The organism is Egicoccus sp. AB-alg2 (assembly GCF_041821065.1).
Taxonomy (GTDB): Bacteria; Actinomycetota; Nitriliruptoria; order Nitriliruptorales; family Nitriliruptoraceae; genus Egicoccus.
This window is the reverse complement of record NZ_JBGUAX010000007.1, coordinates 308372-328737: the sequence shown is the minus strand read 5'-3', so window position 1 is coordinate 328737 and position 20366 is coordinate 308372. Positions and strand designations below refer to the sequence as shown.

19 protein-coding genes are annotated in these 20366 nt (G+C 73.8%); 4 read left to right on the top strand and 15 right to left on the bottom strand.

Annotation, left to right across the window (positions count from 1 at the left end; translation table 11 throughout):
- Positions 1 to 16: 16 nt before the first annotated feature.
- Complete coding sequence (locus ACERM0_RS15790; protein WP_373679574.1) at positions 17 to 496, bottom strand: nitroreductase/quinone reductase family protein; 480 nt, start codon at positions 494 to 496, stop codon at positions 17 to 19.
- A 156-nt stretch (positions 497 to 652) separates the two neighbouring features.
- Positions 653 to 2329, bottom strand: coding sequence for a M28 family metallopeptidase (locus ACERM0_RS15785; protein WP_373679573.1), 1677 nt, complete (start codon positions 2327 to 2329; stop codon positions 653 to 655).
- A gap of 242 nt (positions 2330 to 2571) precedes the next feature.
- Between ACERM0_RS15785 and ACERM0_RS15780 the strand changes: the two genes are divergently transcribed.
- From ACERM0_RS15780 to ACERM0_RS15765, 4 genes are all read left to right on the top strand, one after another.
- Positions 2572 to 2979 (top strand): septum formation family protein, encoded by a 408-nt coding sequence (locus ACERM0_RS15780; RefSeq protein WP_373679572.1) that lies wholly within the window; start codon positions 2572 to 2574, stop codon positions 2977 to 2979.
- Positions 2980 to 3081: 102 nt separating this feature from the next.
- On the top strand, positions 3082 to 7467 hold the full coding sequence (locus ACERM0_RS15775; RefSeq protein WP_373679571.1) for a DUF6531 domain-containing protein: 4386 nt from the start codon (positions 3082 to 3084) through the stop codon (positions 7465 to 7467).
- Between the two features lie 2 nt (positions 7468 to 7469).
- Complete coding sequence (locus tag ACERM0_RS15770) at positions 7470 to 7838, top strand: hypothetical protein (protein WP_373679570.1); 369 nt, start codon at positions 7470 to 7472, stop codon at positions 7836 to 7838.
- A 77-nt stretch (positions 7839 to 7915) separates the two neighbouring features.
- Positions 7916 to 8344: a hypothetical protein gene (locus tag ACERM0_RS15765; protein WP_373679569.1), complete on the top strand. Its 429-nt coding sequence runs from the start codon at positions 7916 to 7918 to the stop codon at positions 8342 to 8344.
- Between the two features lie 69 nt (positions 8345 to 8413).
- Here ACERM0_RS15765 and ACERM0_RS15760 read toward each other — a convergent pair whose 3' ends face one another.
- The 13 genes from ACERM0_RS15760 to ACERM0_RS15700 all read right to left on the bottom strand — a co-directional run bounded on the left by ACERM0_RS15760 (position 8414) and on the right by ACERM0_RS15700 (position 20310).
- Positions 8414 to 9133 (bottom strand): pilus assembly protein TadG-related protein, encoded by a 720-nt coding sequence (locus ACERM0_RS15760; RefSeq protein ID WP_373679568.1) that lies wholly within the window; start codon positions 9131 to 9133, stop codon positions 8414 to 8416.
- Positions 9134 to 9153: 20 nt separating this feature from the next.
- Entirely contained in the window at positions 9154 to 9828 is a 675-nt protein-coding gene (locus ACERM0_RS15755; protein WP_373679567.1) for an OmpA family protein, read from the bottom strand.
- A gap of 17 nt (positions 9829 to 9845) precedes the next feature.
- Positions 9846 to 11018 carry a hypothetical protein gene (locus ACERM0_RS15750; protein ID WP_373679566.1) on the bottom strand — a complete coding sequence of 391 codons (1173 nt, stop codon included), beginning with the start codon at positions 11016 to 11018 and terminating at the stop codon, positions 9846 to 9848.
- A gap of 79 nt (positions 11019 to 11097) precedes the next feature.
- Positions 11098 to 11301: a hypothetical protein gene (locus tag ACERM0_RS15745; RefSeq protein ID WP_373679565.1), complete on the bottom strand. Its 204-nt coding sequence runs from the start codon at positions 11299 to 11301 to the stop codon at positions 11098 to 11100.
- Positions 11302 to 11466: 165 nt separating this feature from the next.
- On the bottom strand, positions 11467 to 12126 hold the full coding sequence (locus tag ACERM0_RS15740) for a response regulator (RefSeq protein WP_373679564.1): 660 nt from the start codon (positions 12124 to 12126) through the stop codon (positions 11467 to 11469).
- The gene (locus tag ACERM0_RS15735; protein ID WP_373679563.1) at positions 12123 to 13349 is read right to left on the bottom strand and encodes a sensor histidine kinase; all 1227 of its coding nucleotides are present in this window, start codon (positions 13347 to 13349) and stop codon (positions 12123 to 12125) included. The genes ACERM0_RS15740 and ACERM0_RS15735 overlap by 4 nt, the downstream gene beginning before the upstream one ends.
- Positions 13339 to 14253: a type II secretion system F family protein gene (locus ACERM0_RS15730; RefSeq protein WP_373679562.1), complete on the bottom strand. Its 915-nt coding sequence runs from the start codon at positions 14251 to 14253 to the stop codon at positions 13339 to 13341. The genes ACERM0_RS15735 and ACERM0_RS15730 overlap by 11 nt, the downstream gene beginning before the upstream one ends.
- Positions 14253 to 15191, bottom strand: coding sequence for a type II secretion system F family protein (locus ACERM0_RS15725; protein WP_373679561.1), 939 nt, complete (start codon positions 15189 to 15191; stop codon positions 14253 to 14255). Before ACERM0_RS15725 ends, ACERM0_RS15730 begins: the two co-directional genes overlap by 1 nt.
- The gene (locus ACERM0_RS15720; protein WP_373679560.1) at positions 15188 to 16540 is read right to left on the bottom strand and encodes a CpaF family protein; all 1353 of its coding nucleotides are present in this window, start codon (positions 16538 to 16540) and stop codon (positions 15188 to 15190) included. The genes ACERM0_RS15725 and ACERM0_RS15720 overlap by 4 nt, the downstream gene beginning before the upstream one ends.
- Positions 16537 to 16893, bottom strand: a complete 357-nt coding sequence (locus ACERM0_RS15715) for a pilus assembly protein (protein ID WP_373679559.1) — start codon at positions 16891 to 16893, stop codon at positions 16537 to 16539. Before ACERM0_RS15715 ends, ACERM0_RS15720 begins: the two co-directional genes overlap by 4 nt.
- Positions 16890 to 18491 carry a CpaE family protein gene (locus ACERM0_RS15710; protein WP_373679558.1) on the bottom strand — a complete coding sequence of 534 codons (1602 nt, stop codon included), beginning with the start codon at positions 18489 to 18491 and terminating at the stop codon, positions 16890 to 16892. Before ACERM0_RS15710 ends, ACERM0_RS15715 begins: the two co-directional genes overlap by 4 nt.
- Positions 18488 to 19375: a Flp pilus assembly protein CpaB gene (cpaB, locus tag ACERM0_RS15705; protein ID WP_373679557.1), complete on the bottom strand. Its 888-nt coding sequence runs from the start codon at positions 19373 to 19375 to the stop codon at positions 18488 to 18490. The genes ACERM0_RS15710 and cpaB overlap by 4 nt, the downstream gene beginning before the upstream one ends.
- Positions 19372 to 20310 carry a hypothetical protein gene (locus tag ACERM0_RS15700; protein ID WP_373679556.1) on the bottom strand — a complete coding sequence of 313 codons (939 nt, stop codon included), beginning with the start codon at positions 20308 to 20310 and terminating at the stop codon, positions 19372 to 19374. The genes cpaB and ACERM0_RS15700 overlap by 4 nt, the downstream gene beginning before the upstream one ends.
- Between the last annotated feature and the right edge of the window lie 56 nt (positions 20311 to 20366).

The following is a 20366-nucleotide window of genomic DNA, read 5'->3' as shown; positions in this document are numbered from 1 at the left end:
GACCCGACCCGGTCGGCTACCTCGAGGTCGGTTCCAGGAGGAACAGGCGGATCTGCCGGTCACCTGCCCGTTCCCGGTAGACGGCGAACCCGCGGTAGGCGGCGTCGAACCGGGGCCAGAGCCGCTCGCGCTCCTCGTCCGTGGCGAGCCGGGCGACGACGCGGTGACGATCGCCGTCCACGGCCACCTCGGCGTCGGGGTCGGCGAGCAGGTTCACCGTCCAGGCCGGATGGTGGGCCTGTCCCCAGTTCGAGCCGGCGACGACGTACGCGTCACCCTCCCTGACGTAGAGCAGCGGATGCTCACGCGGCTGGCCGCTGCGCCGTCCGACCGTGTGCAGCACCAGCGTGGGCAGGCTCCGGCCGGTCACCGTGTGCCGGCCGCCCGACAGCGCGTAGACGAGCCGGTCCGCCAACGGCACGACGCGACGGAACACGTTCGTGCCGACGCGGGTCGGACCGACCTGGTTGGCCAGCTCGCGCAGCCGTCTGCCCATGTGCGTCCCCGCCGTCGGGAAGGTCGGCGCATCCTGCCTCACCGCGGCCGAGATCCGCACACCGGACACATACCGGAGGGGGCGCCTTCGAGGCGCCCCCTCCGTGGTCGTCACGGGGCACGCCGGCTCACCCGGACGCGTCCCGTGCCGATCGGGTCATTCGGCGGGACGGTTGTAGAGGTGATCGTGGTCGTGGTCGTGATCATCGTCGTGGTCCGGGTCCCGTTCCGGGTGCAGACCACCGCCACCGCTGTGGGTGTGCTGGCCGGCCCCGGCCGGCGCGTTGACGCGGCTGCCGAAGACGCTGCTGGCCTTACCCGGCACGCGTCGGCCCGGCTCGCCGTTGACGTCCTCCGTGCTGTACGCGTAGGTCAGCGTGGAGAACGCGACGGCGTCGAGGTTCAGGTCGAACACCTCGAGGCTGAGGTTGTCGATGTCGTCGCAGGCCTGGTGGTAACAGGGGTCGTACCACTCGCCCACGGTGCCGCCGTAGATCGCTGCCTCCTCGACGGTCTTGATGCCCTCGGCGCCGGTGAACAACCCACCGAACGGGATGCCGAAGTCGAAGAACGCGGCGTAGTCGGACCGGAAGCTGATCTGGGTCGGCTCCCACGCCAGCCCACGCGAGGCGTAGAAGTCCTCGTAGAGCGCCTCGATCTGCGCCGAGCCCTCCGGGCCGGCCAGCCCGAAGGCGGAACCGTCACCGTCGTACACGAACCGCACGTAGTTCGGCGACGCGATCATGTCGAAGTTCAGGTACAGCGCGATGTCGTCGCGCTCCTCGTCGGTGAGGTTGGCGACGTAGTAGTCCGAGCCGATGAGCCCGAGCTCCTCGGCGCCCCACCACGCGAACCGGACCTTGTTCTCCACGTCGACCTTGCGCAGCTTCTGCGCCACCTCGATCAGCGCCGCCGAACCGGAACCGTTGTCGTTGATGCCCGGACCGGCGATCACCGAGTCGAGGTGGGCACCGACCATCACGACGTTGTCGGCGCGACCGCCCGGCGTCTCCGCCAGCACGTTGTGGGTGGTTCGGATCTCCGCGATGGTGTCGGTCTTCAACTGCACCGAGGTGGCGCCGATCAGCTGCTGGCCGACGTCCCAGCTGGTCCCGACGACCGGGATGCGCAAGCCCGGTTCGCCGAGCGTGCCGGCGAACGCGGGAGCGCCCGCGGGCTGGTTGAAGATGACGACGCCGGCGGCGCCGGCGCTCTGCGCGTTGAGGGCCTTGACCGAGAAGTTGCAGCCGCCGCGCTGGATCACCGCGATGGTCCCGGCGGTGAAGCCGGCGAAGTCGGCGGCCTCGCAGCCGCTGCCCAGACCCGTCGGCGGGATGTCGACGGCGGTGACCGCCGCGGTGACGTCACCGGCGCCCGAGTAGGTCATGGTGACGACGTCCTGCCCGGCCACGTAGTCCACGGCGGTGGGTGCGAGCTGACGCAACACCGGCGGGGTGAGCTCCTGGAAGAACGGGAACTCGAACGCCTGCAGCTCGACCACGTAGCCGGCCGCGCGCAACTGGTCCGCGACGTAGGCGGCCGATGCGTCGTAGCCGCTGGTGCCAGCCGCCCGGGTGTCGCCGTGCGCGTCGGCGATGGCCTGGAACGCCTCGAGATGACGCATCGCGCCGGCGACGGTCACGCACTCGAGCAGTTTCTCGTAGGTGTTGTTGTTCCGAGTGTCACAGCTGGCCGTGGCCGGCGCGGCACTGGCGGTCGCACCGGTCGACAGAACCGCGGCGACCAGCGCGAACGCCAGCAGCAGTCCCGTCGCCCGACTCGTTCGGTGCGTGCCGGTTTTCGGCATGGGGGTACCCATCGAGGCCCCGTTCATAGACGCTCCCTCCCTGAGCGGAAGTGACGATCCCGCTCTCCACGGGAAGGTCACATCGAACTAGCCGGGCGACCATAGAGCGGCATGACGGACCTGAACATCACCTGAGCGTCCCGCGCGCCCTGCCGGCCCCGGCGGCGATCGACGCCGGCGGGCTACCGTGCGCGCGGTCGAACGTCGGATCGACGTCGGGGCGGCGTCGGGCGGCGTCGGGCGGCGTCGGGGTGAAGGGGCAGCACGGGGTGCGAACGACACGTCGACTGGCGCTCGTGACGTGCCTCGGCCTGGGTCTGTTCGGCTGTACCGGCGGGCAGACCGGCCCACAGGCCGGCGACTGCTTCGCCGATCCGCCGCGGCAGCTCGCCACGTCCCCGACGGTCGGCTGCGACGAAGGTGTCTACGAACTGGTCGCAGTCGCGGCCCTCGACGAGCAGGGCGCCTACCCGGGCCTGCAGGCGCTCTCGTCGCTGGCGTTCGACCGCTGCGCGGCCGCCGCCGACGAGTACACCGGCCGCGACGTCGTGGCCTCCGACCTCGACATCTGGTTCCACCACCCCAGTGAGCAGAGCTGGGCCGACGGCGACCGCCAGTTCGTCTGCGCGGTGACCCGGGTCGACGGCCGGCCCCTGGGCGGCTCGGTCGCCGGCTGAGGACCGACCCGTGGGGGCCCGGGTCCCCCACGGCGCTCCGGGCGGAAATCGGGGCCCCGGGGCCCTCGTCCACGTGGGGGCCTCCGAGCAGACTCCGGTTCGATGGCCCGTCTCCTGCCGTCCGGGGCCATCAGGGGCGAACCGAGCATGCTGTGGTTGGAGCGGCGTCTGGCCCGGGCCCGGGCCCGCGCCGAGGCCGGTGCGATCTCCGCCGAGCAGGTCGCGATCATCGTCGTCGTCGCGGCCCTGGTGGCCGCCGTCCTGGCCGCCAACGTTCCGGACCGGGTCGACACCGAGGCACGGGTCGCGGCCGAGTGCCTGTTCAGCACCGCTTGTGAGGGACCGAGCGCCACGTCGGTCGGGGGCGACAGCGGCCGCGACGACTCCGGCGGCGGCTCCGAAGACGACGGCGGCGGCTCCGGAGACGGCGGCCGCGACGGCTCGGGCGACGGGACCGGTACCGGCGAGGGCGGCGACCCGGTGTCCGGTGACGGTGCTGGCGAGGATGGTGCCGGCGGCGACGGTGCCGGCGGTGAGGGACCTGGCGCGGGCGACGGCACCAGTGGTGACGGCCCCGGCGCAGGCGACGGCACCGGCGGGGAAGCCCCTGGCGCAGCTGACGGCACCGGTGGTGACGGCCCTGGCGCAGGCGACGGCACCGGCACCGGTGGTGACGGCCCGGGCGCAGGTGACGGTTCCGGCGATGGCGCCGATCCCGGCTCGGACGATGGCGCCAGGCCCGGCGACGACGACTCCGGTCACGGTGGCGGCTCGGCCGGATCCGACGACGGTTCCGGCGACGGCCCCCCAGGTGATGACGACGGCCTACCTGGCAACGACCACACCCCCGGCGCCGGCGAGGGTGCCGACAGTGTCGACACCTCGACGACCGACGCCGACCCCGTCAACACGCTCACGGGCGCGTTCGTGGAGACGACGGTCGACCTGGTGTTGCCGGGCCGGGGCCCGGCGGCCCTCTTCGGGCGCAGCTACCAGTCCACCGACCGCGACCCGGGCGACCTCGGTCCCGGCTGGCAGCACACCTACGAGACCCGTGTGGTCGCCTCCCCGGACACGGTCGTGCTCGTCGGCGAGGACGGCCAGCGCACCGTCTACGACCGGGTGGCGGACGGACTCGCACCGCGGCCGGGGGCCAGGACGCTGCTGACCGAGCACGAAGACGGTTGGGAAGCACGTCGGCTCGACGGGCAGCGCCTGCGATTCGACGCCGACGGGCGGCTGCGGCAGGTCACCGACCGGTTCGGACGGGCGCTGCAGGTCGCCTGGCACGGCAATCGCATCGGCCGCGTCACCAACGCCAGCGGCCGCTTCCTCGACTTCCGCTACGAGGACGCGAACCTCGCCGCGGTCACGGCCAGCGACGGCCGCGAGGTGTCGTTCACCTACGAGGACGGCCGCCTCACCACGGCCACCGACGTGACCGGCGCGGTGTTCAGCTACGGCTACGACGCCGCCGGCCACCTCGACCAGATCGTCGACGGCAACGGCGACCCGATGGTCGTCAGCGAGTACGACGCGGCGGGTCGGGTCGTCGCCCAGGTCGAGGGCGGCAGCCGCCAGTGGGCGCTGGCCTACGAGCGCGACGGCGACGACCAGACCACGGTCGTGACCGACCCGGCCGGCACCACGCGCACCTACCACTACCGCAGCGGCCTGCTGGTCGCCGTCGAGGACGGACTCGGCAACCGCACGGAGCGGGCCTACGACGACGACCTCAACCTCGTCACGACCACCGATCCGCTCGGCAACCGCACCACCTACCGCTACGACGACGCCGGCCGCATGACCGGCATCACGCCGGCGGCGCCCTTCGACGTGGAGACCCGGCTCCGGTACGACGACGACGGCAACCTCCTGGAGGTCACCAACCCGCTGACCGGCCGGGCCCGCTTCGGCTACGACGTCGACGGTCGTCTCCTCACCGTCGAGGACGCCCAGGGCAACACCACCCGGCTGCACTACGACGACGACCCGGCACTGCCGACCGGCGTCGAACTGGCCGACGGCAGCGTCTGGAGCTACGCGTACGACATGCTCGGTCAGGTCGTCCGTTCCGTCTCGCCGGAGGGGCGGGTGACGTCGTACGCCCACGACGACCACGGCGCCGTCGTCGCGGTCACCGAGCACGGCGCCGACGACACCGAGGCGACCTGGACCCTCACCCGCGACGCGGCCGGCCGGGTCGTCGAGGCCACCGACCCGTTCGGGGCCACGCTCACGAACGACTACGACGCGATCGGCCGCCTGCTGGCGGTGACGCTGCCGGACGGCTCGCGGACCCGCTACGACTACAACGCCGCCTCCGAGCTGACCCGCGTGGTGGGCGGCGACGGGGCGGAGACGGTCTACGACTGGGACGGCGGCCGGCTCGTCAGCCGGCTGGCCCCGACCGGCGCACGCACCGGCTTCCGCTACGACGACGCCGGCCGGCTCGTCGAGGTGCTCGGCCCGAACGGCGGCACCTGGCGCTACGGCTACGACGCCGCGAGCAACCTGACCAGCATCCTCGAGCCCACCGGCGCCCCGACCGAGGTGGTCCCCAACGCCGTGGGCGCCGTCGAGCGGCTGATCCAGCCCGACGGGAGCGAGGTCGCCTTCGGCTACGACCGCCTCGGCCGGGTGACGCAGCGACAGGACGCGCTCGGCGAGCACACCTACGACCACGACCCGCTCGGCCGACTCGCGACCATCGCCACCGACGGCGAGGTGACCCACCGGTACGCGTACGACGCACTCGGGAGGCTGACGTCCCGGTCCGTCGGCGACCTCGGGGAGGTGCGCTTCGCCTACGACGCCGACGGGCTGCCGACCGCGATCGCCACGACCGGCGTGCAGGTCGAGCAGGAGTTCGACGAACGTGGCCGGCTCGTGGAGCGCCGGCACCCGAACGGCACCGTCACCCGGGTCGCCTACGACGCCGCGTCCCGGCCGACCCGGATCCTGGCCCGGGACGCCGACGGGCGCACCGTCGACGCGCACGTCTACCGCTACGACGCCAACGGGCTGCCCGTCCGGCACCAGACGCTCACCGAGGACACCCGCCATCGCTACGACGCGCAGGGCCGGCTCGTCGAGTCGGTCACCACCGCCCGCGGCACCGGTGAACCGGTCGCGGCATTCGCCTACCGCTACGACCGGGCCGGCCGGCGCACCGCGATGGACGGACCCGATGGCACGGTGACCTACCGCTACAACCAGGGTGAGCAACTCGTCGAGGCCGTCGGACCCGACGGTGTCGTGGAGTACGCCTACGACGAGGCCGGCAACCGGGTCCGGGCCGGCGACCTCCAGGTCGCCTACGGCCCGCTCGGACGCGTGGACGCGGTCGAGGCCGGCGACGGCACCCGCGTCGACTACCGCTACGACGGCGCCGGCGTCCGCCGGGAGGCCGAATCCAGTGCCGGCGGGACGGTCACGTTCGGGTGGGACCTCGCGGCCGGCAACCACCCGCTGCTCGCCGTCACGGACGCCGAGCGAGCCGAGCGCTACCTCACCGGTCCCGACGGCGAACTGCTGGCGGCGCTGGCGACCGAGACGCACGACGGTGGTGCGCTCCACACCGACGCGCTCGGCAGCGTCACCGCGCTCACCTCACCGGACGGCGCGCTGGCGGCCACCTTCGCCTACGAGCCCTTCGGGGCGCACCGCGACGCCACCAGCGACCCGTCGGCGCTCTCGCTCGGGTTCACCGGCGAGTACCACGACCCGACGTCTGACCTGGTGCACCTACGGCTGCGCGACTACGACCCGGCCACCGGGCTGTTCACGGCCCTGGACCCGGCACCACATCCGGCGCTGTCGCCCTACGTCACCCCCTACCACTACGGCTTCAACGCCCCGACCGTGTTCACGGACCCGTCGGGTGCCTGCCCGTGGTGCGTCGTGGGCGCGGTCGTCGGCGGGGTCGTCGGCGGCGCCGTCGAGGCGGGCCGGCAGATGCTCGTGGAGGGCAAGGGCGTCGGCGACCTGAACTGGCGCCGGATCGGCAGCGAAGCCGTCGGTGGCGCGATCGTCGGCGGCGTCAGCGTGATCGCCGGGCCGGTGGGCGGCACCCTCGCCCGCGGGGCACTGGGCGCGACCGCCAACGGGACCGCCGCCCGGACGATCACCTACGGCGTCACCGCCGCCAGCGGCGGCGTGGCGACACAGGCGTCCTCGCTCCTGGCGGGTGACGGGTTCGCGAGCGCGAGCGCGACCGCGCTGGGGGCCGGCGGTGCCGCCGCCGGCCGCGCCGTCACGGGACTCCTCGGCCGGTACGGCGTCATCACGCAGCCGCACGGCATCCACACGCTGGCCCAGTTCCGGCACTTCGGCCCCCAGCGCTGGAGCAACGCGCTCGCGCCGAGCCGCAACTACCGCGCCATGCGGGAGTCGGAGCTCGCCAGCCTCGGCTGGGGCTTGGTACAAGGCGGTGCGAGGATCGCGTTCGAGTCGCAGCAGCGCTCGTGCGCCAAGTGTCAGGGGTAGTCGTGAGCGGAACCGAACGGGACCACCTCGGCCTGCACGTCTTCTGCGGCCTGCTGACCGTCGGCGCCCTCGCGAGCTTGTGGTACTTCGGCACCACCCCGGCCGGCGCGCTGCTGGCGGTCGGCGTGCCCGTCGCGCTGGGCGTCGCCGCCGCCCTGGTCATGACGCGGGTACGCCGCTTCCGCGTCCTGCTCGTCGTGCTCGGCTGGGCGCTCGCGGCCGGTCTCGTCGCCCGGCTCGCCCGTGACCCCAGCGGTGAGCCGCTGGCCGCCGTCCTGCTGTTCCCGGTGGCCCTCCTGTGGCCGCTGCGCTGGCTGCGGGTCCCGTCCGAGCACACGCCCGGGCGAGGTCCCCGCAGCCGCACGACCTAGACCCGCCCCACGTGTGTCACGCGACCGCACCCACGTGCAGGGTGCGCCGACCGCGCCGTCGACCTCGGGAGTGACCGGTGTTCCGCAGCAACCGCGACGCGGAGGTCGAGCGCACGCACGTCGACCTCGACGGCGCCCACGCCGACACCCGCGTCCACCTGCGCGCCGTGCCCGTGTCGGTACGCGCTTCGGGCAAGCGGCGGTTGGTCGACGTCGACGCGACCCTCGCCTGGCTCGACGCGCTCGGGCAGCTCGAACTCCACCGCCTGCGCCGGAAGCAGAGCACCTGCGAGGTCTGCGCCGCACCGCTGCCACCGGCGCCAGTGGCCCTCGGACCGGTCACGCTGGACACGCCCGCGGACACCACCGGGACCGTGACCCTGACGGCCGCCGCCCGGGTCTGTCCCGCCTGCGGCGCCGCCCACGTGGCCCGGCTCGAGCAGTTCGCGAGCGACTTCATGGACGCCGTCATCGACGCGATGACCAGCGCCGGCGTGGAACGCTGACCGGACGGTCCCCGGAACCGTCAGGCGGTCCCGGAACCGTCAGGCGGTACCCGGCTCACGGCCGGCGAGTCAGTCGGCCGCGACGAGGCGGACCTCGCTGCGGTTGCGCAGCAGCCCGAACGCCCAGCCGGCGACCTCGTCGCGCCAGGCCGCCAGCGCCTCGACCTGCGACGCCTCGAAGGCGTCACGCAGTTCCTCCCAGGCCTCGAGCGCGTCCTCGTACTCGTCTTCGTCGTCGAAGTCGGCCGGGTCCGGCAGGTCGACGTCGAACTCCTCGTCGGCCGGGAACGGGCGCCCGACGGCCTCGCCGGCCCGGGCCGGGTCCAGCAGCTCGAGCCCACCGCCGCAGGTGAACCGCAGACCGAAGCCGCCCAGCGGCGGGAGCTGCACCTCGGCGGCGGCGCGCGCCCGCGGCAGGCCCTCCTGCAGCTGCGCCGACGGCCCGGACGTGACGTTGGTGCGTCCGCGGACGTGGGCCCGGACCGTGCACGGGCCAGTGCGGGTGAACCCGGTCAGGTCCGCGTCGTTGCGGCCGGCGTAGCTGCGCGCCGCCGCCTCCATCACGGCCACGTCGAACCCCGGCGCACCGAAGCCGGGGGCCGACAGCAGTTGGTCGCGCAGCTCGCGGGCGCCGGCCAGGGCCGCCGCGTCGGCGGCCGTGTGCGCCTCGGTGCGCAGCACGTGGGCATGGGCGAACTGCACCAGGAACAGCGAGCCCACGGCGGCGGCCACGACGAACAGCAGGAAGCCCGGGGAGAGCGCCCCCTCCTGCTCCCGGCGTCCCCGCATGCGCCCGCTCCCTGCTCGGCTCACTCCGGGTCCGGGGGTTCCACCCCGACGATCAGCACCTCGACGCGCCGGTTCTGCGCGCGGCCCGCGTCGCTGTCGTTGGAGGCCACCGGCTCGTCGAAGCCGCGCCCGTCCGAGGTGACCCGCCCGGCGTCGATGCCGCGCGAGGTCAGCGCCGCGGTGACCGCGTCGGCACGCCGTTGCGAGAGGTCCTGGTTGTAGGCGGCGCTGCCCTGGTCGTCGGTGTGGCCGATGACGTGGACCGGCGCGTCACCGTAGAAATCGAGCACCTCGGCGATGTCGTCCAGTGCCGGTGACGCCGACGACTTCAGCCGGTCGGAGTCGAACTCGAACAGGATCGGCTCCTCGAGCGTGAGCAGGGTGCCGTCGTCGACCAACTCGCCGTCGAACTCGACGATGATCTCGCCGACACGGATCTCCGCCTCGCTGCGGGGCGCGTCGACCGAGGACGAACTGACCGACGACTGCGGCCGCTCGCGCTCGGTCTCCTCGGGTTCCGCGTCGGCACCGTCGGGGTCCTCGTCCTCCACGGCCACCGAGGCGCCGTCGCCGGCGATGTCCGCGTCCTGGGCGTCGGCTCCGCCGCACGCGGTCAGCAGGAGCGCCGCGGCCGCCGCCGCGGCGGCCCGTCGGGCGGCCACGGCGGCGGTGGTCCGGGGTCCGGTCACGCGCATGCTGGCTCCTCCCACCGTCAGGCGTCGGGATCGTCGGTGTCGGGGTCGACGCCGGTGTCGACGCCGCTGTCGGCGCCGGTGTCGGCGCCGGTGTCGGCCTCGTCGCCACCGGAGATCGCGGCGGCGTCGTCCGGCAGCGGCAGTCCGGTGAAGACGACGGTCGGGTTTCCGGCGGCGCGCTCCTCGGTGCGCGGCGCACCGCGGTCGACCTCGCTCTGCAGCACCTGGAAGCCCAGCCGCAGGCCGGTGGCCCGCGCGGGCACGACGCCCCGGAACGCGAAACTGGCCGTGGCCTCCTCGCCCGGTGCCAGGGTGAGGCGGTCGACGTCGCCGTCCTCGGTCGTGATGCCCTCGAAGGCGAAGGGGTGGTCGTTGCCGAGCGACTGGCCGTCCTGCTCGACCCGCAGCTCCGGCGGTCGCTGGATCAGGTTCTTCTCGCGGTCGCCCTCGTTGCGGGCCTCCAGCGTCACGATCACCAGCGACGGTGACACCTCGATGCCCGTGACCTCGATGGTGACCTGCGCCGGGCCCTCGTGCGCGGCATCGGTGACCTGGACGTCGGCGGACGGGATCTGCAGGCCGACCACGTCGTCGGGGCCGGCGGCCTCGTCGTCGAGCCCGACGCCCGGCAGGGGCAGCCCCTCGAACGCGAAGGTGGGGGTCGTGGTCCGGGCCGGCGTGTCGGACGTCGGGCGGGCGCCGTCCCGGAAGTGGCCGTTCAGGCCCAAGGTCACCCGGGTCGCGTCCACGTCGAGGGGCCCCACGAACGCGAGGGTGGCGGTGGCCTGCGTGTCCCGGGCGAAGTCCAGCGTTCGGTTGCCGTCCGGCTGGACGAATTCGTAGCGGTTGCCGAGGTCGTCCTCCAGGATCGTGGTCCGGCCGGCGAGCTGGGCCCCGCGCCGGCCGGCCACGAGGGCCTCGATCTCCACGTACACGTCGCCGGCCTCGTCCACCGTGATCGCGTTGACGGCCACCGTGGCGCCGCTCGGGTGGGTCTGCTGCACGCCGGCGAGCTCGATCGTGCCCGAGGCCCCGGCAGGCTCGCGCTCCTTCGCGGCCTCGAGCGTGGACTCGTCGGCGGGCGCCGCGCCCGTGGCGTCGCCGGACCCGCCGCCGGTGCAGGCGGACACGGCCAGCGTGCCGGCCGTGAGCACGGCGGTCAGGGAGCGTGGACGTCGGGTCACGCGCATGGGCAGCCTCGGTGGCGGGGGGACATGACGAGGTGGGGCGACCGTAGGCCGCCCCACCCGCATGCAGGAACGGTGCGCGTCAGCAGCTGACGTCGGCGCTCTCGGAGAAGAGGTTCTGGGAGGCCGTCGAGGCGCACTCGTCGACGCGGTCGGTGATGCCCGAACCCCAGATCGCGGCGATCAGGGCGGCGACGATGATCAGGACGGCGACGAACTCGGCCGAGATGCCGCCGACCTGGTCGTCGCGGGTGCGGGTCAGGCCTTCGCGGATCGTGGTCAGCATGGGTGGGTACTCCCCGGCGTGCGGGCCCCCGTTCCGGGACGGCCGCGGTGGTCGATGTGAGGAGCACGCTACGGAGCGGCCATCGCGGCGAAGAGGGCCCCCAGGCCCGAAATTCGGCCGATTCGCGGCCGGGGGACCCGGGCCCCCGGCCCTGCCGCCGGGCCGTCACGGGCCCACCTCGCCGTCGCTGCCGAGCCACCGGGCGATCGCCTCGCTGCGGCTGGCGACCCCCAGCTTGGTGTAGATCCGGTTGATGGTGTTCTTGACCGTCTTCTCGGCGAGGAACAGCTCCGCGGCGATGGTCTGGTTCGACAGTCCGCGCGCGATGCCGTCCATCACCTCGGCCTCGCGCGGGGTCAGGCCGTGCCCACCGCCGCGCAGTCCGAGCGTCGGTGCGGTGGTGGCCGGCGCGCTGCCGCGCAGCGCGCTCAACAGCGCCGGCACGGCGGCGTCACCGACCGCGGGACGGTCCGCGGCCACGTCCCGGATCGCCGTGGCCAACTCCTGCGCGGTGAAGGTGCCGTGCACGAGGTAGCCGCTGGCGCCGTTGCGGAGTGCGCCCGCCACCACCGACGGCTCGTCGGAGTAGGTCAGCATCAGCACCTTGTGGTCCTGCGAGAGCCGGGCGGCCGCGCTGACGCCGTCCAGCACCGGCATGCGGACGTCCAGCAGCACGACGTCGGGGGCCACCTCGGCGGCGACCTCGATGGCCTGGCGCCCGGTGGCGGCCTCGCCGGCCACCTCGACGTCCGGCAGCGACGCCACCAGCGCGGTCACGCCGGTGCGGACCACCTCGTTGTCGTCGACGACCAGCACACGGATCACGGCGACGGCTCCAGGTCGTCGGACGGACGGGCGATCCCGGTCGGGGCCAGCGCGGGTCGTCCGTCGACCCCGCGGGGCACCCTGGCCTGGACCCGGGTCCCGTGTCCGGGGGTGCTGCTGACGGTGAGCGAGCCGCCGACCTGTTCGGCGCGCTCGCGCATGCCGATGACCCCGAAGTGCTGCTCGTCCGCGAGCATGTCGAGGTGGTCGGGCACCCGGAACCCGTGACCGTCGTCGACGATGGTGAGCTCCACCAGCTCGCCGTCGCGCAGCGACAGTCGCACCTCGCGGGCCTGGCCGTGCTCGTGGGCGTTGCGCAGCGCCTCGCGGACGATGCAGAACAGCTCGTAGCGCGCCGACGGGGACAACCCGGCGCACGGCTGCGTGTCGAGGTGGACGCGCACGCCGGTCTGGCGCGACCACCGTTCGGTCGCCTCGCGCAACGTCGCCGGCAGTGGCCGGTCGAGGTCGTCGACGCGCAGGTCGCCGATCAGTGCCCGCGCCTCGGCCGCCGCCCGCTGCGCCGTCGCCGCCAGGGTCCGCGCGGTCGTGACCGCCGCGTCCGGGTCCTGCCGGGCCAGCTCCGCGACCGCCGTGGCCGTCAGTCCGATGCCGTGCAGGGTCTTCGCCAGCGTGTCGTGCATCTCGCGGGCGAGGCGGGTGCGCTCGGAGCCGGCCGCCTCGGTCATCGCCGACTCCGCCAGGGCCCGCCCGGCGGCGTGCTGGCGCAGCAGCAGCTCGCGGACGGCGGCGCCGCCGAACGCCGCGACGGGCACCAGCGCCGGCGTGCCGAGGACCTCCACCAGCGTCGGTCGGGTCTCGCCCAGCATCGCGCCGGCGAGGTACACGGCCACGATGGCGGCGCTCATCGGCAGCGCCCCACGCCAGCCGTAGAGGATCCCGGACACCAGCGCCGTCGCCAGCAGCCACAGCACGAACGGCGTCTCGAGGCCGACCAGGCCGAGCACCGCCACCGCCGCGCACAGGTCGACCAGCAGCCAGGCGGGGTGCTCGAGGATCCAGCCGCCCAGCCGGTCCCAGCGCAGCAACGGCAGTGCCGAGGTGGCCAGCACGAGCACCAGCAGACCGGTCACCACGCCCCGCCCGGCCGGGTCGCTGAACGGCAACCACAGCAGCGTGAGCAGCAGCGAGAACAGCCGGGCGTTGAGCACCAGCTTCACGACGCTCTCCAGCGCCCGGCGCAGCGCGCGGTCAGCCCCCACCGAACAGCCCCCCGAGGTCGATCTCGTTGGTGATCCAGAAGCCGACGGCGATCACGATCATCGCGGCCGGGATCAACGTCAGGGTGGTCAGCACCGACAACCTCGGCTCGACCTTGGCGGCGGCGCGGCGGGCCTCCTGGGCGTAGGCGCGGCGGACGTCCTCGGCGATGTCGCGCAGGGCACCGGTCAGCGGCGCGCCCAGGTCCTCGGCCTGCTGCAGCGCGCTCACGAACTCGCTCAGCGACTCGGAGCGGTTGCGGCCGCGCAGGTCGGTCAACGCCTGCCGGCGGCTCTCACCCAGGGCCATCTGCTGCAGCGCGATACGGACCTCGTCGTACAGCGGACCCTCGAACGAGTCGGCGACGCGGCCGAGCGCCGCGCGGAAGTCCAGCCCCGCCGACACCGTGACGGACAGCACGTCGAGGAAGTCCGGCAGCGCCCGGGTGATCTCCTCCTGCCGGTCGTCGGCCTTGCCCTTGAGGTCGAGGTCGGGCAGGAACCAGCCGGTGAGCGGCAGCACCACGACCGGCCAGATGGTCCCGCCGACCGCGAAGATCACGCCCGGCACGACCATCAGCAGCGCGAAGGCGGCCTTGCGGCCGGCGAACTCCCGCGCGCTCAGCCCACCGGGCCGGCCGGCGGCATCGAGCAGTTCGTCGATCGCCGCCAACCTCGACTCGCCCAGGCCGGCGGCGGCACTGCCGGCGAGCAGCGACCCGAGCTGGTCGAGCAGCGCCGTCAGCGGCGGACGCCGCTGCCCGGCCCCGCGGCGCTCGCGGCGGCGGATCGCGCCGGGCAGCCGGTCGCCGATCGGCTGGTGGACGAGCATGGCCGTGCCGACGCCGGCCAGCACGACGCAGCCCGCCAACGCGGACGCGAACAACCACGGCACGGTCGCGTCCATCACACGTCGATCCGGGTCATGCGCCGCACGAGCACGAACGCGAGCGCGTACAGCGACGCGGCCACCAGCAGCGCCAGCTGCCCCAACGGCCGACGGGCCATCGCGTCGATCATCCCGCCGTAGACGACGTTCATCAGCAGGATCAGCCCCAGGCCCATCCCGCCCGTGACGTAGCCGGTCTGCACCGCGCCGGACACGATCGTGCGCACCTCGCGGCGCAGGTCCTTGCGGGTCTCCAGGGTCTCGGCCATGTCCCGCAGGGCGGTGACGACGTCACCGCCGGTCCGCTGCTGGATGACCAGCGTGGACACGAGCACGGCCAGCTCGCGCGACGGCAAACGCCGCTTGAGCGTCTCCAGCGCGTCGTCGACCGACGCGCCGATCCGTAGCTGTTCGGACACCAGCCGCAGCTCGGTGGCGGCCGGCTCGTCGAGCTCGTTGGCGGCCAGCTGCAGCGCCGAGTGCAGGGACCGGCCCGCCGAAGTGGCGTTGGACAGGGTGCGCGCGAACTCGGGCAGCTGCGCCACGAACTCCTCGATGCGGGCGCGCCGCCTGCCCTCCAGCCACTGCCGGACCGCGAACCAGCCGACCACGCCGCCGACGACACCGAGGTAGAGCGGTCCGAGCACGTTGAGCAGCACGAACCCGGTCAGCACGGCGACCGCGTACAGGGCGAGCAGGTCGAGTGGGGCCAGGTCGACGCCGGCACGCGAGATCGACGTCCCCAGCTGCCGGCCGAGGGCGGTCCGCTGCAGCCTCGCGTTGAGGCGGTAGCGGACCCGGGACGCCTCGAGCTCGACCCGTTCCAGCTCGGAGCGGCGTTCGAGCAGCGACCGGTCCGTCCAGGCCAGCACGAGCTGCCACACCCCCAGCAGCAGGACCACGAGGGCGAGCGCCGTCGCGCCCAGCACCGCCAGCGGGTACAGCTCGGCGCTCACCTGCCCACCTCGACGGTCTGGACCGCGTCCTCGCTCAGGTCGCGGTCGAACGCCTCGGGCACGCGCAGGCCGCGCTGGTGCAGCCGGTGCCGGACGGCGGAGGGCAGCCCGGCGTGCAGGTAGCGGCCGGTCGAGCGGCCGTCCTCGGTCCAGGGGTCGGGCACGAACGCGGACACGGTGGCGAGCCGGAACGGCTCGCGGTGGCTGGAGGTGACCAGGGCCACCTCGGCGACCCGGCGGGTGCCGTCGGCCGCCCGGGTCAGCTGGACGAACACGTCGATGGCGCTGTTGATCTGGTCGCGCAGGGCCTCGAACGAGATCGACAGTTCGGTCATGGAGGCCAGCGTCTCCAGGCGCAGCACCGCGTCCTCGGGCGAGTTCGCGTGCACCGTGGCCAGCGAGCCCTCGTGGCCGGTGTTCATCGCCTGGAGCATGTCCAGGGTCTCGCCGCCACGGACCTCGCCGACGATGATCCGGTCCGGGCGCATGCGCAGCGAGTTGCGGACCAGGTCGCGGATGGTGACCTGGCCGCGGCCCTCGACGTTCGGCGGCCGCGACTCCAGGGTGATGACGTGGGGCTGCTGCAGCTGCAGCTCGGCCGCGTCCTCGACCGTGATGATGCGTTCCTCGGGAGGGATGAACGACGACAGCGCGTTGAGGAACGTCGTCTTGCCGGTGCCGGTACCGCCGCTGACGATGACGTTGAGCTTGGCCCGCACCAGGCTGGCCAGCAGCTGCGCGAGCGGCTCGTCCAGCGAACCCAGCCCGATGAGCTGCGCCATCGTGTAGGGCGTCGGGAAGCGCCGGATGGTCAGGCACGGGCCCTTCAGCGACAACGGCGGGATGATGACGTTGACGCGTTCGCCGGAAGGCAGGCGGGCGTCGACCATCGGCGACGATTCGTCGACGCGCCGGTTCACGGCACCCACGATCCGGTCGATCGTCTGGTACAGCTGCGCCTCGGACGCGAACCGCAGGTCCTCGTCCCGGGCCAGCCGGCCGCCGCGCTCGACCCAGATGTCGTCGTAGCCGTTGACCATGATCTCGGTCACGGACTCATCGGCCAGCAGCGGTTCGAGGACGCCCAGCCCGATCATCTCGTCGACGATCTGGCGGATCAGCGTCGCGCGCTGCTCGGCGGAGATCACCGGGCCCTCGCGGTTGAGCAGGTTGCCGGCGATGCGCTCGAGCCGGGCCCGCAACTGGGTCGCGTCCAGCCGCGCCAGCGCGTCCAGGTCGGCCTCGCGCAACAACTGGGCGCGGAACCGCGTGATCGCGTCGGTCGCGTCCTCCTTCTCCAGCGCGACACCGAGGTCGTGGCGGCGGCTGACCCGGTCCTTGAGGCTCACGGCATCCCCCGGGCGGTGCGGGGCAGCTCGGCGGAGCGTTCCAGGTCGAACGCCCAGCCCATGCCCGGGAACAGGATCGGTACGTCGACGCGGACGGTGACGCGCTCGCCGGCGCAGTCGGCGCTGGCGCCGGCCCGCAGCCACCGCGGCAGCGCGTCGCCGGCCGCGGTCGCGCAGGTCTCGCCGATGCCGGCGGCGCGGCTGCCGTTGCGGGCCGCGTGCGCCGCGGAGTTGCCGGCCGCGACGAACAGCAGCAGTTGCCAGCCGAAGGCGAGCACGACCGTCAGCGGCACCACCGCGGCCGCGAACTCGGCCGACAGCGCGCCGTCCTCGCGACGCAGGCGCGACCTCATGCCGGGGCCCCTCCCGGCCCGTCCACCGGGGCGCCGAGGCGGGACACGGTCGGCTCGCGGACGACGCCCGCCGAGCTCTGCACGCGCCAGGGCGAGGACGGGCCCGGCACGAGCATCGGCACCGGGATGCGGACCCGTATCTCGTCGGCCGTGGAGGCCGCGGTGACGTGGCGGCCCCAGTAGCCGAAGAGGTAGTCCTCGGCAACCTGCTGCACGTTGGCCGAGGCGTCGACCGTGCGCGCCCGGGCCGCTTCCGCGGCGGCGCCGTTGGCGAGCACGGTCGTGAAGCCGGCCAGGATCGCCTGCCAGACGACCAGCAGCACGATGCCGACCGGCAGGATCAGCCCGGCGAACTCCGCGGAGATCGACCCGGCCTCGGCGGCGGCGACGCGGCGGGTCAGCTCCTGCTCGCTGCTGGGCTCTGCCTCCTCGGCCGGCCCCGTGCGCGCGGCGGCGAGCTCCTCGGCCAGGGCCGCCACGGCGTCGCGCAGACGACCGGCGACCCGGTCGGGGACGCCGGTGTTGGTGGCGTGCTCGATGCCTGGGACGTCGTCGGGCAGCACCGTCTCCAGCATCGGCACACCGACGACACGGGCAGCCAGGCTGGGCTGGATCTCGCGGGCCCGGTCGGCGCGGTTGAGCAGCGCGCGGACGCCGCCGTCGCGGACCTGCAGCCGCTCCCACAGTGCGGTCAGCCGGTTGACGCCGCGCAGCGAGACGACGTCGGGGGTGCAGACGACGACGACCTCGTCGGCCAGCTCCAGGGCGGTCGCCGACGCGTCGGTCAGCACGGCGCCGACGTCGATGACGACGACGTCGTAGCGGGAGCGGATGCCGCCCAGGATGCGGGCCGAGGTGGCGGCGTCCAGGTCCTCGGCGTCCTCGCCGTCGACCGGCGGCAGCAGCACCCGCAGCCCGCTGTCGTGGGCGAACATCGCGTCGTCGAGGTGGCCGGTCGTCAGCTCGGACGCCACCTCCACTAGGTCCGTGACGCTGCGACGGTGCGTGAGGTCGAGATGCGCCCGGACGTCGCCGGTCTGCAGGTCGAGGTCGAGCAGCGCGACCCGCTGCTGGTCGTCCTGACGCTGGAAGTGCAGGGCCAGCTGGGTGGCGACCATGGTCGTGCCGACGCCGCCCTTGGAGCCCGCCACCGCGATCACGCGCCCACGCAGGCGGGCGCCCTTGTCCTGCGTGGTGACGGCTGCGAGCCGGCCCTGGACGGTCTGGGCCCACTCGTTGGCCTCGACGATGGCGAGCTGCAGTTCGGCCAGCGTCAGTGGCAGTCGCACCACCGAGCGGACGCCCGCCGACATCGCCGAGCGCAGCAGGTCGAGCGCCGGGTCGCGCGCCAGCAGGACGACGCCCACCTCCGGGAAGCGGTGGTTGAGGTCGCGGGCCAGGTCGAGCACCGGCAGCGGCCCGAGGTCCTCGTGCAGCACCACCACGTCGAGGTCGCGGTCGTCGTCGCCCAGCACCGAGGTGACGGCCGAGGCGTGCGAGGCGACCGCGGCGACCTCGATGTCACCGACCTCCTCGAGGATCGCGCGGGCGTTGGCGGTCAGGGCCGCGTCGGGGGTGGCGAGCAGGGCCCGGATCATGCGTCCGCCTCCTCGTCCTCGTCGGCGTCGCCGTCGTCCGTGTCGTCGGCGTCGTCATCGGGGTCCGCGGCGTCGGCCTCCGCGCCGTCGTCGGTGGCGTCGTCGTCGGACGCCTCCGGCTCGGAGGCGGCATCGGCAGCGGTGGCGTCGGGAGCGGGCAGCGGGAGTGGGTCGCCCACGCGTCCGAGGTCGTCGAGGCCCGGCTGGTAGATCGTCTGCCCGTCGTCGAGCAGCGAGTCGTCCAGCGGGGATCGCAGCGCCAGGCGGATGCTGGTCGCGAACGACTCCACGTACGTGAGCGTGCGCGTGTCGGCGATGGACAGCAGGAACGTGATCGGGACCTTCGTGCTGACGTTGAAGGTCTCGTCCTCCTCGGTGACCAGCGAGCCGACCTCGAGTACCTGCGCCCGCTGGACGACGATGCGCGACGAGGGGCGGGTGCCGGCCGTCTCGTCGCCCGGGAAGGTCGCGAAGATGTCGACGACGTCACCGGTGCGCAGCTTGCCGGCGACGCCGGTCTCCGCGTCGACGAGGATGGCGATCTCGCGCTGGCCCGGTTCGACGGCGGGGCGCTCGCGGACCAGGCCGCTGGTCATGAGCGTGCCTTCGGGCACGTCGGCGGCGGTCACCAGCCCGATCAGTTCCTGTGGGTCGTGGAAGGTGTTGGGCGGCGCCCACCGCTGCGGCACCTGGGCGGTGACCAGGTGCTCGGGCTGAATCGGGGTGTAGGCCTGCAGGTCGCCGGCCGTGGCCACGATCGTCAGCATCGGACCCAGCTGGGCGCGCACGTCCCGCAGGTAGCCGCTGACGGCGACCAGGACGGCGACGGCGCACACGCCGGCGAGCGAGATCAGCAGCACACCGCGGCGCTGGCGGGGGTTCACGAGGCGGCTCCGGGAGCGGGCGACGCCGTCGCGCAGAGGGCGCCGCAGAGGGGACAGGTGGCGGCGGCGACGACCTCGCCGCACCAGGTGCAGGTGGTGGTGCCGCCGTCCCCCAGCACGGCGGCACGCAGGCGGCTGGGCGAGCGCGGCATGCAGGCCAACTCGACGACGTCGTCGGTGCCCCACCAGGTCGCGCTGGCGCGCCGGTTGGGGACGCGGACGATCTCCGCGCCGGCCGCGACGGTCGCGAGCGTGTGCTCGACCATGCTCACGTCGCCGAGTCCGGTGCCGACGACCACGCGCCAGTCGGTGGCCGGCTCCAGGGGCGGCAGGGGCAGGGGGTGGTCGGCACCGCGATGGCGCACGACCCGCGGCTGGTCATCGACCACGGCCGCGAAGCCCGCGCGCGGCAGGTACGAGCGCGCATGGAGCTTCAGCGGCGGCGCCGGGTGCTGCAGCCTCGCGACCGAGCGCAGCCACGCGGCGCCGAGAACCGTGCGTTCCAGCCGGGACACCCCGGAGGCGAGGACGCTGGCGGGCAGGTCGCCGGCCGCGTCCAGTTCCGCCAGGGCCCGGACCAGGAGCGCGGCGCCGAGGGGCGGCAGTGCGGTCGTGTGCACGACCAGCCGGGTGGTCTCCATGGCCGAGCGCACCGCCAGCAGACGCGCGTGCAGCGGCTCGGCCGCGCGCTCGTCGAGGACCGCCAGGACCAGGTGGCCCGCGTCCAGGTGGGGCCGGAGCGTGTCGGCCAGATGCGCGTAGGCATCGTCACCGCCCTCGCCGGGCGGGTCGTAGGAACGCAACGAGGCCGGTGGCGTCCCGTCGAACGCCATCGGCAGTCGCGTGGTCAGCAGACGCAGCAACCCCGTGTCCCCAGTTCTTCCCGCACGATGTCCGGTCGTGCGCCCGAGCACCCCGTCGAGCAGGAAGTCCAACGACGGCTCGGTCGTGTGGTGACGCCAAGCGCGAGGACGTTAACCCAGTGGTTCAA